Source organism: Methylobacter arcticus (assembly GCF_050917435.1).
Classification (GTDB): domain Bacteria; phylum Pseudomonadota; class Gammaproteobacteria; order Methylococcales; family Methylomonadaceae; genus Methylobacter_A; species Methylobacter_A titanis.
Map to the genome: position 1 here is coordinate 2,233,747 of NZ_CP159583.1, position 15,786 is coordinate 2,249,532.

Annotated in this window: 10 protein-coding genes; 4 read left to right on the forward strand and 6 right to left on the reverse strand. The window is 48.5% G+C overall.

Annotation, left to right across the window (positions count from 1 at the left end; genetic code table 11):
• Window positions 1-23: 23 nt before the first annotated feature.
• The 3 genes from ABXJ76_RS10680 to ABXJ76_RS10690 form a co-directional block, all read right to left on the reverse strand.
• Entirely contained in the window at window positions 24-545 is a 522-nt protein-coding gene (locus ABXJ76_RS10680; RefSeq protein WP_432740462.1) for a hypothetical protein, read from the reverse strand.
• A gap of 88 nt (window positions 546-633) precedes the next feature.
• A complete protein-coding gene (locus ABXJ76_RS10685; protein ID WP_432740464.1) occupies window positions 634-3,030 on the reverse strand; it encodes a methyl-accepting chemotaxis protein in 2,397 nt (798 codons plus the stop codon).
• Window positions 3,031-3,113: 83 nt separating this feature from the next.
• Window positions 3,114-4,910 carry a GGDEF domain-containing protein gene (locus tag ABXJ76_RS10690; protein ID WP_432740466.1) on the reverse strand — a complete coding sequence of 599 codons (1,797 nt, stop codon included), beginning with the start codon at window positions 4,908-4,910 and terminating at the stop codon, window positions 3,114-3,116.
• Between the two features lie 272 nt (window positions 4,911-5,182).
• Here ABXJ76_RS10690 and ABXJ76_RS10695 point away from each other — a divergent pair, with 272 nt between their 5' ends.
• A complete protein-coding gene (locus ABXJ76_RS10695) occupies window positions 5,183-5,485 on the forward strand; it encodes a hypothetical protein (RefSeq protein ID WP_432740467.1) in 303 nt (100 codons plus the stop codon).
• 6 nt (window positions 5,486-5,491) lie between these two features.
• Window positions 5,492-6,409: an aminotransferase class I/II-fold pyridoxal phosphate-dependent enzyme gene (locus tag ABXJ76_RS10700; protein ID WP_432740468.1), complete on the forward strand. Its 918-nt coding sequence runs from the start codon at window positions 5,492-5,494 to the stop codon at window positions 6,407-6,409.
• Between the two features lie 555 nt (window positions 6,410-6,964).
• Here ABXJ76_RS10700 and ABXJ76_RS10705 read toward each other — a convergent pair.
• Window positions 6,965-7,111: a hypothetical protein gene (locus ABXJ76_RS10705; RefSeq protein ID WP_432740470.1), complete on the reverse strand. Its 147-nt coding sequence runs from the start codon at window positions 7,109-7,111 to the stop codon at window positions 6,965-6,967.
• 362 nt (window positions 7,112-7,473) lie between these two features.
• Between ABXJ76_RS10705 and ABXJ76_RS10710 the strand changes: the two genes are divergently transcribed.
• Window positions 7,474-10,044 carry a chemotaxis protein CheW gene (locus ABXJ76_RS10710; protein ID WP_432740472.1) on the forward strand — a complete coding sequence of 857 codons (2,571 nt, stop codon included), beginning with the start codon at window positions 7,474-7,476 and terminating at the stop codon, window positions 10,042-10,044.
• Between the two features lie 739 nt (window positions 10,045-10,783).
• Here the strand turns inward: ABXJ76_RS10710 and tsaB are convergent.
• Together tsaB and ABXJ76_RS10720 are read right to left on the reverse strand one after the other, a co-directional pair.
• Entirely contained in the window at window positions 10,784-11,467 is a 684-nt protein-coding gene (tsaB, locus tag ABXJ76_RS10715) for a tRNA (adenosine(37)-N6)-threonylcarbamoyltransferase complex dimerization subunit type 1 TsaB (protein ID WP_432740473.1), read from the reverse strand.
• Between the two features lie 215 nt (window positions 11,468-11,682).
• Entirely contained in the window at window positions 11,683-13,605 is a 1,923-nt protein-coding gene (locus ABXJ76_RS10720) for an ATP-dependent DNA helicase (RefSeq protein ID WP_432740474.1), read from the reverse strand.
• A 453-nt stretch (window positions 13,606-14,058) separates the two neighbouring features.
• On the opposite strand from ABXJ76_RS10720, the gene ABXJ76_RS10725 reads away from it, so the two are divergent.
• Window positions 14,059-15,702, forward strand: a complete 1,644-nt coding sequence (locus tag ABXJ76_RS10725; protein WP_432740475.1) for a multicopper oxidase family protein — start codon at window positions 14,059-14,061, stop codon at window positions 15,700-15,702.
• The last annotated feature ends 84 nt before the right edge of the window (window positions 15,703-15,786 follow it).

Genomic DNA, 15,786 nt, shown 5'->3' on the forward strand with positions numbered 1-15,786 from the left:
CAAAGGGCTCATTCAAAACTCCCTTAATGCCAACCGCCGTATTGCGTAGTCGGATCACCGCGCCAACCGGTTGTAGTTTTGTTGGCATCGGGAGCATGCACGGAACTGTCCGCCGCACGAATCATATTGGCATGCGTATAACCGCCCATCGCTTTTGCCGCTTTGGCAATCGCCGTCGTTGCCGGGTTAATCTCATATTTCGTAATCGTGTTATGAATAACTGCGGCGACTAATTTATCCGTACCCGACTCCGAAGAAAATGTCAACAGAATGGGTAAAACCGTATTGGCTGGAACTTCCACGCGGTAATGACCCTTGTCCACAGCCACTTGGGTAATTAAGCGACCGTTTTCATCGCTCACTTCCACCGTGCCGGTTTTGATCACACCGGTATCATTGCTGACCACACCCTCTAAAGCAGTCGCTTGGGCATATTTTTTTACCGCAGCTAGACTCGTTTTTGCCGTTTTTTTTTCCTGCTTGCAACCGGTGATTGCAAAAGCGCTCAAGGCCAACAATACCGTAAATAAAATTGTGCGCTTCATAAATCCTCCTACCGATTCATCATATTTGATGCGACCAAGTATACTGAATTATCCCGCTCAAGCTATCCCCGGCAAAAATAAAAAACGCCTAAAATGCCTCCCAATCGTCGAAACCGGCTGTCACTGGCGATATTGAGTGCCTGATTGCGGGTGTTGTCGAATGCAGAATAAGCCGGTAAGAACCGGCTGAACTATCATCGACCTTAAAACCGCTCACTGTGACGACCAGATTTTGCGCCTGCTCTTCCAGAGATTCCGCTGCCGCTGCCGCTTGCTCTACCAGGGCGGCATTCTGTTGGGTTACATCGTCCATTTGGGCGATAGCTTGATTAACCTGTTCGATGCCGGAACTTTGTTCTGCCGAGGCGGCGGAAATTTCGGCCATCATATCGGTAACGCCACGGATGGAGGCGACAATTTCTTCCATGGTCAGTCCTGCCTGGGTAACCAGCTTGCTGCCTCCTGAGACTTTATCTACCGAATCACTAATCAGGTTTTTGATTTCTCCGGCAGCCGTCGCTGCGCGTTGCGCAAGATTGCGCACTTCCACGGCAACAACGGCAAAGCCCCGGCCTTGTTCGCCGGCGCGGGCGGCTTCTACCGCGGCGTTGAGGGCAAGGATATTGGTTTGAAAAGCGATGTCGTCGATCACCGAGATAATGTCACCGATTTTTCTTGAAGATTCGTTGATGTCATTCATCGTCATCACCACCTGGCCGATCACGTCAACACCTTTGCCCGCGATAACCGTGGCATCAACGGCGAGCTGATTGGCTTGTTGCGCGTTTTTGGCATTATGCTGCACGGCGGAGGTCAGCTGTTCCATGCTGGCGGCGGTCTGTTCCAGGCTGGCGGCTTGCTGTTCGGTGCGGTACGACAGGTTGTTGTTGCCTGAAGCGATTTCTTGCGTCCCGGTATCAATACCGGCAGCAGCATCCTTGATTTGGCTGATAATAGTTTTAAGTTTTTCTACGGTGGTATTGGAGTCGTCTTTAAGTTGCCCAAAGATACCGGAATAGTCATTGCTGATGGTTTCGGTCAGGTCGCCACGGGACAGTGCATTAAGAACGCGCACGACTTCATTGAGGCTGGTTTCGCTGGTTTGCATGAGCTGGTTGATATCGGCCCCCAGGTGACGTAAAAAACCTTCCTTGCCTTCCAGATCGAAACGCATACTGAAGTCGCCTCTGGCAGCGGCTTCCACAATGATGGCGACTTCATTCTCCGCCTTTACCTCGTCGGTGCGGTCGTGCCATTCGGCTACCGTGCCCAGTCGCTGGCCTTGCTCGTTGATAACCGGATTGGCGATCACCACCATCGAACGTCCGCCCACCATCATGCTGGCTTCATGGGTGCCGGTTAAGGCGGTCAGCAGGCTTGCCTGAGCTGTTGGGTTTGCATGAAAATCATCGATATGGGTGCCGACCAGATGTTCAATCGAGAGTTTTGACACACCGCTACGCTGCCGACTGACGTCCATTTCGGTCTTGTCGAGTATATCGATCACTTTTTGATTGGCATAAATGATGTTGCGGCCGTTATCGGCAATCATTACGCCGGTGCTGACGTTGTCGAGCGCAATCTTGACGCGCAGGATTTCGTCAGCCGCTTTGCGCTCTGTCGTGATGCGTTCCAGCAATTGTTGCTGCATGTGTTTCATCGCATATAACAAACTGCTGGTGTCTTTCTCGTTAACCTGAATATCCCGGGTTAAATTGCCTGCGGCAATTTCCATGGCAATCCCTTTTGCAAAGTAAGGGTCGATGCCCAAGCGCTTGTCTAGATAACGTGTTAAGTAGATGGCAATGCCTAAACCCAGACTGATACCGGCCAACGATATAATCAGCATGATCATAGACGCACGCTTGGTTGATTCGGTGATGGCATGAGCGTTATTTTTGGCGTCGTTCACCCCCTGATTTTTAATCCGATTCAGTTGCGTCCGTAAGTTTTTCGCCAATTTATTGAAATCTTTCAGAACCAAATTACCTGCCTCAACTCCCTCGGCAGCATAAACAGTAGCCATGCGCTGGCCTTCGCGGTAGTACCAGTCGAAGCCCGCCTCAAGTGAGGCCAATTCTTTCATTTTGACTTCCAGCGAAGCGACGTTATCCAGCGTTGTCGCGTGGTCTTTTTTAGTGGTCGCCAATTCTGTTGTTTTTTTTACCGGATTTTCCCCGGCCAGACGCTCACGAAACTGAGCCACGCCCAGCTTAAAGTCTTCGGCTGCTCTTTCCGCATCCTGATAAGCCTCTGGATCCTGACTGATTGAAGCTTGAATGAGAAGTTGTTGTACTTGTACGGTATAAACCGCCATTCGCTCTGCCAGCAGTGCATTGGGCAAAAAAGTCTCATCCACTTTCGCCACGTCACGCTGAGTTTGAGAAAAATTAAATAAACCTACGGCAACAATGCCTATCATCAAACTGATAATGGCAAGAAAACCGAGCAATATGCGCACTTTGAAACTGATATAACCAAACATTTTAAGATCCTGCTGACGTGTTTTTTTCTCGTTTCCATAATTTCGTATGGGAACGAGAAAAGTTAGGGTATCTGTTTTAAGGATTAATGAACCGCATGCAGTTTTGCGCCGGACTGATTCACAAAATGGTAAAGGTTTTTCTGGTTTTTTGTCGCTATTCGATGATGAATAAAGAAACTGTTGCCTTCAATCTTTTTGGCCTGCTTTTTAGCTTCGGAGGCTAAATCGGCTATATCAACATGGGATTGACACTGGCTGGTTGAATCGGGATCTACCAAGCCTACCGACAGGCTAATCATAGGAAAAAAACATTTCTCCCCTGCCCTGTTTTCAGTATAAATACCGCCTGTTTTTGTATCTTCATCTTTGTAATAATTGGGAACGGTTGTTTTAAAGGCATACAGAATATTTTCACAGCACTTTAACCAGTCATTACCCAGGAAAATGACGATAAAATCATCCCCACCTATGTGACCGACCACACCGCTTTCTGCGGGAATATAATGCGTCAAGATATCGGCAACGGCTTTAATAATATCGTCGCCGGCACTGTAGCTGTACACATCATTAAATGGTTTGAAGTGATCAAGATCAAAGTAGCCGAAACTGAAAGGTGTTTTGGCCGCCAGCAATTGATTGACCTGTTCATTGATAGGAACGCTACCCGGCAACAAGGTAAGAGGGTTAGCGTGTTTGGCATTATGGATTTGCTGGCGGGTAATTTCTTTAAGCAGATTCAAGACCGTCCCTATGCCGATATATTCGTCGTCATTGGTAATAATAAAAGCCTGATCATTGCGCATGGTTGAGGTCAGCTGCTTGCTGACTAATTCAATGGGGGTGTTTTGATCGAAACTTAACGGCATTTTTTCTATGAACGATTTTATCGGTTTTTTTCCATACAATTCGATGCCATAGCGATTGGAAAATAATTTGAATAAAAAATGGTCACGAAAAATGATCCCTGAAGCCTCGTTGTCATCAACCAAAGGCAATATGATTAAATCACCATCACTATGAAACAAATTCATCACCTCACTGATCGGGGTTTCTGCTGAAACCGGCATGATAAATTTAGCGATATGAGCGGCTTTAATAGCGTTAAATTGAATGGGTTGGCTGCTGACAATAAATAATGATTTGTCGACTTTTTCTAAAGGAATGGCCGTTGGCCGGGAAAAATAATAGCCCTGAGCATGAGTAATACCCAGTTGTTCTACAGCCTTGTATTCATCTTCCGTTTCGATGCCTTCAGCAATAACGTTGCAATTGAGTGACCGAGCAATTTTTTGAATGGAACGAACAAAATTAAGTTTGATGGGATCGTTATGGATACCCTGAATAAAATGCATGTCTATTTTGACATATTCAGGCTGTAACTCCGACCAGAGTCTTAATCCCGAATAACCCGCACCCAGATCGTCAATGGCTATTTCAAAGCCCATTTTTCTGTAATGGGTAACCGCCTCAAGCATTAATTGAAAATCGTCGGTAGGTTGGTGTTCTGTTACTTCAATAACGACAGAACGGGGATCAACACCGAATTGATCCAGGAGTTTAAGTGTTTCTCCTTTTTTGAAGTCAGGTTGTAATAGTACAGAAGGGCTTACATTAATAAACAGCTTCTCTTTAATAGCTAACTCCGCGTAACGTTTTATCGTCAATTCCCGGCAGATATATTCGAGTTTTGTGCTTAAATCAAAACGTTCAGCCGTACCAAACAAGTTAAACGGACTGTGTAATGGACTATCGGAAGGCCCACGAATTAAGGCTTCGTAACCCATTATTTTCTTTTGCGATAAAGAAACAATAGGCTGGAAATGAGGCGTTAATTGCTTGCCATTGAGTATTTTAGTGAGTTCATTGCGCAGGTTTGACATGTAATGTTCTGATCAGAATATTAGAATGTAATAATAATATGACAGCTTTATTACATCAATATGACAAGCAGAAAATGCCGACATTGATTTTCCAAATGGGTTGGCCGTTAAGTTCTGAACCCAACAGCTATTCTCGTTTTTAAAAACCCCAGCTTTAGTCATTAAGTTATGGTTAAGTTATAAAAGCTATATTACTCCGACATCATTCAGTTTTTCAGCCCTCATCTCTACTTTTACCTAAGGGTAAAACGACAATCCCATCAGGAATATTTATGAAACCTCAATCAGACTGGACAAACTCTATTGACAGCATAGTCGATATGGGCCTGAGCCATGGATTGGTGCAGCGTACAACTGAAGACGAAGCTTTCAACGGACGCACTATCTGTTTAAACAACAGGCATGTGCTGAATTTTGCTTTGTGCAGTTACCTGGGACTGGAACTGGATCACCGACTCAAGCAAGGAACCATTGACGCCGTGACTCGATACGGCACCCAGTTCGCCATATCGAGAGCCTATCTATCGGCAACGCCTTATACCGAACTGGAACACCTGCTTGACGAATTATTCTAAGGTCAGGTGCTGGCGACCCCGACCACGACATTAGGCCATATCGCCGCCTTGCCGGTACTCATTGAAAAAGGCGATGTGATACTCATCGACCAGATGGCCCACAGCAGCCTCCAAACAGCGGCCAAACTGGTGCAGGCCGAAGGCGTTCCGGTCGAAACGCTGGTTCACGGTAACCTGGAATTGCTTGAGGAACGAATCGACGCCCTGAGCAAACAGTATCGCCATGTCTGGTATCTGACCGATGGCGTTTACAGCATGTTTGGCGATCTGGCTCCGGTCAAGGAATTAGGCAAGTTACTAAATCACTACGAGCAGCTGCATCTGTATTTTGACGATGCCCACGGCATGAGTTGGACCGGCAAACATGGCCGGGGTTATGTGCTCGACTGCCTGCCCATTCAAGAACGGATGGTGGTGGCGACATCCTTGTGCAAGGCTTACGCGGCCGGAGGCGGGGCGCTTATTTTTCCGAATGCACAGATGCATCGACAGGTTAAAAACTGCGGCGGGCCGATGATTTTTTCAGGCCCTATCCAACCCCCCATGCTGGGCGCAGCTATTGCCTCGGCCCGCATCCATCTGTCACCCGAGATTAATCGCCTGCAACGGGAGCTGAAAGATCGCATTGCTTTCTGCAATCATCTGCTTAGAGCCTACGATATACCTGTAGAAAATAGTTCTCAGTCGCCGATTTTTTTCGTCAAATTGGGACGTCCCGAGGTTGCCGGTGAAATGGCCAAATCCCTGCTTGATGATGGCTTTTACACTAACCACGCGGTTTATCCGGCAGTATCCCGGCGGAAATCGGGTGTTCGCTTCACGTTAACAACACATCTCTCTGCCGAAGATATTCACGGCCTGGTCGAGGCAATAGCCCGCAATCTTCCGAAGGCTATGGAATCAAAGCACAAGAAGAAAGCATAAGCAGAACGCCAAGGCGCTAAACTCATCATTGATGGCCTGTTGGGTTAAAACTCCTCCCAATCTCCATCAATAGCAACTGGGTGTGGTTTCTGCTTCATTGCGGCTGGGCTTTTATGGGTGCTCGCTGTGGTTCGTGTTTGTTTATTGGTGCCGCTGATTTCCGTCATCATTGCGATGACATCCTCCCCTAGCTAAAGCAAGGGAGTTCCTCCAGCTAGACGCATAGCTATCTACACAAGTTATTCGCTCACTTTCACGCAAGAGTGTCACCACCATTAAGTTGACGCATGAACAAGGGGTGTGGGAGCGTGGGAACGCATAATTCAGGAAAACTTGTGTAGATACCCATGCCCTAAACGACGGGGCTTTGCGATGCTTTTTGGTAAATACGACCATTAACAGCAACAGCACCCAACAAAAGCTGCCGTTGCTGTTAATGCTAAAGTGACTCCCGGTTACCGATCCGGATTTAATGAATCATTAAACAACTGCCATGAAAAGATGAAATAAGGATGACATCCCCGCATTCAGGGTGATTGACACACTTAGTCCCAATTAAGCCCTGGTAATAAACGGTTTCGGTTTCATTTGCATCAGACGCAATTCCTCGTTCTGCATCTCTAGCTCAATCTGATGCACGCGCAGTTCGTGAAGCATGCGTCGCATGTCATCAGGCGACTCGACCGCTTCCTCTTCCATCATCGCTTCGGCTTTACGACGCAGTTCGGCGAAGTGTTCGAATTGGTTATTGTTAGTTTTTATTGTGCGCCTCCATCTTTATCCCCATCTTTCAATTTCCAGCCATGTTAGCGCATTCTAGCAACCAATCAAGGCATGCCCTCTGTTTACTCGCTGGACAGCGCACAATATGAGTCACTAACTCTACTTTTGCGCCCTATTTTGGTGCGCCAATCAAGATAACGGCTTTATCAACAGGGTCTTAACCCTTATCTGTATACAAAAATAGAGAATATGGCGTAAATATTGCTTAAAAGATCGTACATCTTGCCTTTTATCATGAATGACTTGTTTCATTTTTAACGCACAACCTAAGGATAAATCACATGCTGTCAGAAGCTGAACGTTTTGAAACCTTCTCCCCCTATATTCGTAGCGTTGCCCAATGTAAGGAAATTCTCCGCGATTTGAATGGAACCTGGGGACTGGTTTCCGCCATTGCAGAAATCAGCTGTCCCACCGAAGCCGCCACCATACTGCCGGCGATGGAAGCGACAAAAAAAGGTTTTGCCGATCTTGAAAGCAAACTGACCAGCCAACTGGTGTCCGAAGAAATCAAAAAAACCTGTCTTGAACTCGAATCCAAAGCGCAAGTGTCGATAGATATTCTGGTACGCAACCTGTATGAGCGCACCGCAGACATCGGCTTTCTGGCGACCAACGCCGATATCTGCAATTTTGTGCTGGCCTCCGTCAACAGCGAAAGAACCGATATAAATTCGCTTAACCAACTGCTTGACGAATACGGCTTAAAATATACCGTCTACGACGATATTATCATTCTGGATACCGACAGCCGCATACTAACCAGACTTGACCGCAACACGCCGACCGTCGCTCAAAGCATTTCCGACCCGATTATCCGCCAGACCTTGCACTCAATAGAGGATTATGTCGAAACTTTTGGCAAAACCAATCTGCGCCCGGGCATAGACCGGGCCCTTATTTATTCGAAACGCATCGTCGATCCGGTCGATGATTCGGTGATCGGCGTTTTGTGTTTATCGTTTCGTTTTGATAACGAAATGGAAGGCATATTCCGCAGCCTGCAAAAGAAAGGCGACAAAGCCGTCATGTTACTGCTGAATGCCGGCTCGGTCGTCATTGCCACCAGCGACTACGACCATGTACCGATCGGCCGCGTCATTGAAGCCGTTCCTGAAGGAAATGCCTACGGCATGCTCGATTTTGCCGGACGCGAATATCTGTCGGTAACGCACCAAGGCCGTCCCTACCAGGGTTATGCCGGACAAGAATGGTACGGACACGCGATGATTCCATTGCAGTCGGCATTCGGTTTTTCCGCGTCCGACAAGGAGATCAATGCCGAAATCCTGCGCCATGGCGACTCGCTGTCTACCGAGCTGTCGAGCCTCATTGCCGACGCCGCCGAAAACATCAACCTGTTCCTGCACCGCGTGATCTGGAATGGTCAGGTCATGGCGACTAACGAGCATGGCAACCTGTTATCGCTGAAGGCAATTCTAAAACAACTGCGGTCGATGGGTGCGCGCACGGCGCAGGCGCTTGCCGATTCCAGCAGCAAGCTGCATATCACGATGATTACCTCCGAACTGCGTAATGCCGAATCCATCGCGCGGCTGATGATTGATATTATGGATCGCAACCTGTACGAGCGCAGCAATGATTGCCGGTGGTGGGCGCTGACTTCGGAAATCCGGCGCATTCTCTCCGAAGGCCGCCTAAGCTCCGACGATAAAGCGAAAATCACCGATATTCTGCTCTACATCAACAAGCTTTATACCGTCTACACCCGCCTTTTTATCTATGACATCAAAGGCACTATCGTCGCCGAGTCCAATCTGCATAACGATCCAATGGATACCGTCGGCAAGCAGGTGCACGCCTCGTACGCGCAGGAGACTTTTTCCTTGCGCTCGCCGCAGGAATACCGGGTCTCGCCCTTTGAAGAATCCTGGCTGTATGGAAGCAATCCAACCTACGTTTACAATGCCGCCATCCGTCATATTGATGACATCAACAAAGTAGTCGGCGGTATCGGCATCGTTTTTGACTCTACGCCCGAATTTAAGCACATGCTTGAGGACTGCCTGCCCGACAAACCCGGCGCTTTCGGCCTGTTTGTAGAACGGCCCAGCGGCCGCATCATTGCAACAACCGAAGCTTCCAATTACCAAAATGGCGAAGTTCTCTGGATAGACCCTGAATTTTTTGAGTTGCAAGAAGGCACAGGAAAATCCAAAATCGTGCTCTATAACAAAAAGTACTATGCCGTCGGCTGTTACTCGTCGCGTGGGTATCGCGAGTTTAAAACCACAGGGGACTATCATAATGACGTGGCTGCCTTCGTGTTTATCCCAATCGGCGAGAAAGCCGAGACTACCGGTTCCGAACAACGCGTAGCCATCGCTTATCCGCAAGAGCCGCTAACCGGCGATGTCGTCGATCTGGCAACGTTTTATATAGGCTCGGAAGTCTACGCATTTGTTGCCGCCGATGTGTTGGAAGCCATGGACGTTACCCTGATCAACAGCCTGCCCGGCGTAAAATCCTATATCGTCGGCAGCGTCATGTATTGCGATAACAGCCCCGACGGCATCAACGAAAAAATCCCGATTATCGTGATTGACGGCAGGATTCTGACCAACAAGGCCGTTGATTTCGATCAACCGGAAAAAACCGCCGGAGCAATCATTGTTGTCCGCACCCAAGCAGGCCCGATTGGCCTGTTGGTTGACGGACTCGATGCCATTCCGAGCTTTGAGACATCGCAAGTTCAGCCGGTTAATGAATTATTGCGCGGTGACGGCGGCTACGTAAAATCGTTGGTTAACATCCCTGAAAGCAATACGTCCGGAAAAATGCTGATCGTATTGAATCAAGAGCTGATTCTTGCGTCGGTGCGCAAACGGTAACTGCGCCCGCTTGCAACCGGCTTGATCAAAATACTGAGGGCAACGTAAACTGCTCCTGCTCACGCCCCTTGCCTACATCCATGTAGGCAGCACAGGTTCTTGCTATCGCTTCAATCGACTACATAACCGTAGCGACTATTCAGGAAAAATATCTATTGATATAACAGCAGGGCTATCAAATTTTAAAGGATTGTCCCGGCCGAGTTGGTAGCCAAAAATCCGGCAATCATTGCGGTTATTTTCAGCACCCTGCTACATTAAAAATATCGATTTACGGCTGAATAACCACCAATTATTTTGTTGTTTTTACGCAAAAATACCAAACAATCCAAATTCACATATTCGTTTATTTAGACATAATCTCAGTCGTAAGTACCCAGCGGATAAACTCGCAAAAAAACAACTTGTTGTGGACTAGCTACGGGTTATTTAAAGCGCCTGAAAACCGAAACCGGCTCTCATTTAATTGATAATTAAATTGCTTGTTTTTACTTATTTAATAGGAAGAATATCACACTCAAATCAAACAAATGTTGGGTGACTCATCATGAAAATTTTAAACATTCTGGTTTTACTAGCGTCTTTCTTTGCGATAGCGGGTGCCGCTTTTTTCCGGCTTTTGCTTTTACTGGCAAATGCACTATTTGCTCAGCCAGTTCATCATCGGCATCCCTCATGGCTTGACTAGGAAAAGGGTACGCAGTGCGCACCTTCGATGACTTGCTTTGGCGTATCTCCATTACCGCTCAGATTCTTTTTTTGCGACCTTATCCCGCAAATAAACCGGCATGGCCTGCTCGACGGCGACGGCCATGCCCAACTCGAAACCTCGCGCGCCTAAACGGGCAATCGCACCGGCTCTGGGCAGTCTATCGGCTTTATAGTCATTGACGAACCCTGCCAAGCGAACCATCAATTCCTGATGATAAACGCCCCAGCCTGAACCGATACCTACGCCTGTCAGCTCGGGAAAAGCAACCGCATTAGCCGGCGTCACGGCTTCATCGCCGATCAGTTCGGCATAGCCTAGTGCATCGCGTTGGTAAACGCCCCAGAAAATCTCGCCCATCCGTGCATCCATCGCAACAAAGGCGGCATTCTCTTGACTGTGATCAAAAAGATCCTGGGCTATAGCCGCCAAGGTGGACACCGGGACTACCGGCAAATCGGCACCTAAAGCGATGCCCTGAATCACGCCGGTGGCGATACGTACGCCGGTAAACGAGCCGGGGCCGCGACTGAACGCCAGCGCATCCAACTGTTGCGGCCTTAAGCCAGCCTCGGCCATTAATGAGTCTATCATCGGCAAAATCAGTTGGGTATGTACCTTGGGCGCCAGCTCAAAGCGCTCTTGCACTTCGCCGTCAATAAACAGCGCTGCCGAGCAGGCTTCGGTCGATGTTTCTACTGCCAATAATTTCATTGTTCGATCTCTGTGATAATTAATTTAGCGGAAGCTAACTTTATGAGGATTCAAAGATACTGATACGGAGGGCGCGCCGTGCGCGCCATAGCTCCCAAGAGGCGCGCACGGCACGCCCTACTGGGAAAGCTGCACGGTAACAAGACAGGTACATTTCTAATGAAGAAGCTCTATTTTTATCCGCGTTTATCATCCAAATCTGCCACCATCGTGCTCTATTCTTCTACCGACTCGTCCTGAAAAAATGCCCGTACCTCTTCTATGTCGCGGGTGCGCTTCATGTCGGGTACGCTGTCTAAAAATATCTGCCCGTAGGATTTTTTTAACAACCTGGGATCGCACACCATCAATACGCCCCGGTCGGTTACGTCGCGGATCAAGCGGCCTATGCCCTGCCTTAACGCAATGACGGCGGTGGGCAACTGGTATTCGAAAAAAGAGTTCCGCCCCTGTTTGGTCATCGCATCCAATCGCGCTTTTAACACCGGATCGCCGGGCGACGCGAAAGGCAGTTTGTCGATAATGACGCAGGATAAGGCATCGCCCCTGACATCCACGCCTTCCCAAAAACTCGATGTACCCAGCAACACGGCATTCCCCGCTGCCTTAAACTGCTCCAGCAACAAAGCTTTGGGGCGACTGCCTTGAATCAGCAGCGGAAAATCGATTTTTTTCTCCAGCAATTCAGCCGCCTGTTTCAGCGCGCGATGACTGGTAAACAGGAAAAATGCCCTGCCCTTGCTGGCCTGTAACACTGGCACCGCAAACTCGACGATGGTCGGGATAAACTCGGGGTCATTGGGCTGCGGCAAGCCTTTCGGATGATAAAACAGCGATTGATGGGAGAAATCGAAAGGACTGCCCCAACTTTCGCTGGTCGCGTTGCTAAGCCCCAGATTATTGGCGAAATGATCGAACTTATTGGCCACACTTAAGGTCGCCGAGGTAAAAATCCACGCCGCCTGATGTTGCTGCATAAAGGAGCGGAATTCTGCGGCTATATCCAGCGGCGTCCGGCTCAAGGTAAAGGTGTTTTTATAGGTTTCATACCAGCGTATCCATTTACCGCTGTTATCTTCGAGAATAATCTTGAGCTGTTGCACCAGTTCTTCAGCACGCTTAAAGCACGAGTCCAGGCCTTTGGTTTTAACCGAGGCCAGCTCCAGTTGATCGGCCAAGCGCTGTAACTGGTCTTTAACCGCAGTCAAGTTTGCCGCTATTTTCGGATTGTTTTCGATGTCCTGCCAATCGCCGCGTTTAAACTCGATGCCGAACGCCAGCCGCAAATCTTTAACTTCATGTTCCAGGTCTTCACAGGCGGTACGCAAGGCGGGTATATCGGTTGCATCTTTAAAATATTCCATCAACGCATCTTCCGCCAAGTCATTCAACTGTTTGGCGCTGATACTAATCCCTAAAAAATTGGACGCGGTATCGGCCAGTTGATGCGCCTCGTCGATAATCACCACCTCGGCATTGGGCAATAACTCGCCGAAACCGTTGTCGCGTATCGACCAGTCTGCACACAGCAAATGATGATTCACTACCAGAATCTCGCACTCCTGGGCTTTCTTTCTAGCCTTGACCAGAAAACAGTCGGCATAATCCGGGCAATCCTGCCCCAGGCAATTATCGATTGACGAAGTCGCCTGATACCAGACCGGGTTAGTCTCCGATACCTCGGACATTTCCGAGGTGTCGCCGGTTTTGGTGCGTTTCGACCAGGATTGGATTCTCGCTAGGGCCACGGCATCCTCCTTGCTAAAACCCAGCGTAGAGGTTAACGCGCTTTTCAGCCGATAGGTACACAGATAATTGCTGCGACCTTTTAACAACGCCGCAATAAACGGTGTTTTGATGGCTTTGCGGATAATCGGCAAATCCTTGTTAAACAGCTGATCCTGAAGATTTTTAGTGCCTGTCGAAATAATGACTTTTTTGCCGGATAAAATAGCGGGAACTAAATAGGCAAAAGTCTTGCCGGTTCCGGTTCCGGCTTCGGCAATTAAATATTGGTTTAAGCGGATAGCATGAGCAATCGCCTCGGCCATTTCAAGCTGGGCCGCCCGTGGCTGATAGCCTGGGATTACCGCTGATAAGCCGCCGTCATTGCTAAAAAATTTCTCTAATTCCGTCAATTGAGTCTCTTGCTTGAACACATAATAAATTGTAGATATAAGGAGCGATCGGCCGGTCTCGCCGTTGCGCAAAGGTATATGTTATTTAATAACGCATACCTTGACTGGATTGAAAAAAGCCGAAAAAGCAACAAAGATACCAGATTGAGATTTTAAAGATAGTGGATTGGGTATCTAAATTTACGCTGATCAAGTGATCCGATAATACACCTGAAAAAGAGCATCGAAGATACCTTGGAAGTCGCTGTTAAGTATTTACACCTATTTAACCAGCGGCCTGTTTACGATTTAATGAAAAGATTTCCCCCTCCATGGGACTTCCTTACACCAGCAGCATTGGCTAATCAACGGACTAGAAAGCCGGGCAGCGCCACTTACCATACATTGCGCAATGTATGGTGAAAAGTAGTATATTAAAATATGCTAATATCCCCTGAATCGAGGTAAGCCCAGATGAAAACAACGACTGATTTGCAACGCCGCAAACTATTAAAATATGCCGCTATCGGTATCGCCGGAGCCGCCGCTTACCCGAGTTGGGCAAAGGCAACTAACGGCTTTGTCAGAATCAACTCGCCGTCTGCCGATTTTCTTCCCGACGTTGAAATTGAGTTGACCATGAACACGGCCGATGCACCTATTTTAAGCGGTAATAAAACCCACGTCTGGAAGGTCACCGGCAAGGTCATCAAAGGCGCTGCCGACGTGCTTGATAATAATGAAGGTACTTACCTGGCCCCTACCCTGCGCTTAAAAACAAGCCAAAAGCTCAGGCTGATTCTGAATAACAATTTACCCGCACAATCGATTTTGCATTGGCACGGCCTGCATGTACCGGCCAACATGGATGGCAATCCCATGTATGCGGTCAATCATGGCGAAACCTATATCTATGAATTCGAGATAGTAAACCGGGCAGGCACCTATTGGTATCACGCCCATACGCACAGCGTCACTGCCAGACAGGTTTACTCCGGTCTGGCGGGCCTGTTTATCGTCAGCGATGATCAGGAACAATCACTGAATTTACCGAATGGCGACCAGGATGTGGCACTGGTGATTCAGGATCGCAGTTTTGACGGTCAAAACCAACTGGTTTATTCGGCTCACATGATGCAGCGTATGCAGGGCTTTCTAGGCGAGCAGATCCTGGTTAATGGTCGGCCTGATTTCATGTTGCCGGTGGCAACACGCGCTTATCGACTCCGGTTGTTAAACGGCTCTAATTCCCGTATTTATAAACTCGCCTGGGATGACGGCACCCCACTCACCGTCATAGGCGTTGACGGCGGCTTGCTGGAACGCCCCGAGCAACATGCTTATGTGATGCTGGCTCCGGGACAAAGACTGGAATTATGGATGGACTTTAGCGAACGGGCGATAGGCTCCGAGCTAACCTTGCACAGCCTCCAGTTTGATGTTGCCGCGCATGGCGGCATGGGTATGATGGGTGGTGGCATGATGGGCGGTCGCGGACGAGGTATGATGGGCGGCGGCATGGGTGGTGGAATGAGGGGGGGAGGAATGATGTCAGTCAGTACCTTGCCCTCAGGTTCCGACTACCCGATCTTAAAAATCCGGGTCGCCAAAAAGGAGCAGGGCAACCACACCTTACCCAAGGTTCTAACCCCTATTACCGCGTTACGCATCAAAGATGCTGCCAATGCCGACAATCCTAAAACCATCGCCTTATCCATGCAGCACATGTCTGCCCTGCTGAATGGCCGTTCTTATAAAATGGATGATATTCAACCGGATGAGATGATCCCGGTTAACAGCCTGCAATTAATCGAATTCGATAATGGTTTTGACGGCGGCGGTATGCACGGCATGATGAACATGCCGCATCCGATGCATTTACATGGCGAACAGTTTCAGATCGTCAAACGGGAAGTGAACCCTCGTTCGGGTGATAGTTACGCCTCGGTTGCCTCAGGATTGATACAAAACGGTTGGCAAGATACGGTTCTGGTGATGCCTGGCGAGAAAGTCACGATCTTAAAACCGTTTAACGATTTTAAAGGCCTGTTCATGTACCACTGCCACAATCTGGAACACGAGGATATGGGCATGATGCGGGATTTTCTGATCAAATAAACTCCAAATCGCGCCACGGACGGCGCGCTCCCCTTGGGCATGCACTAGCACCGCCCATAAAGTCTTGGCCTCACACCTTGCCCA

Bases quoted from the DNA above. Each gene is read 5' to 3' on its own strand.
- ABXJ76_RS10725 (WP_432740475.1), top strand. From the start codon at position 14,059: ATGAAAACAACGACTGATTTGCAACGCCGCAAACTATTAAAATATGCC.
- ABXJ76_RS10690 (WP_432740466.1), bottom strand. From the start codon at position 4,910: ATGTCAAACCTGCGCAATGAACTCACTAAAATACTCAATGGCAAGCAA.
- ABXJ76_RS10685 (WP_432740464.1), bottom strand. From the start codon at position 3,030: ATGTTTGGTTATATCAGTTTCAAAGTGCGCATATTGCTCGGTTTTCTT.
- ABXJ76_RS10705 (WP_432740470.1), bottom strand. From the start codon at position 7,111: ATGATGGAAGAGGAAGCGGTCGAGTCGCCTGATGACATGCGACGCATG.
- ABXJ76_RS10710 (WP_432740472.1), top strand. From the start codon at position 7,474: ATGCTGTCAGAAGCTGAACGTTTTGAAACCTTCTCCCCCTATATTCGT.
- ABXJ76_RS10695 (WP_432740467.1), top strand. From the start codon at position 5,183: ATGAAACCTCAATCAGACTGGACAAACTCTATTGACAGCATAGTCGAT.
- ABXJ76_RS10680 (WP_432740462.1), bottom strand. From the start codon at position 545: ATGAAGCGCACAATTTTATTTACGGTATTGTTGGCCTTGAGCGCTTTT.
- tsaB (WP_432740473.1), bottom strand. From the start codon at position 11,467: ATGAAATTATTGGCAGTAGAAACATCGACCGAAGCCTGCTCGGCAGCG.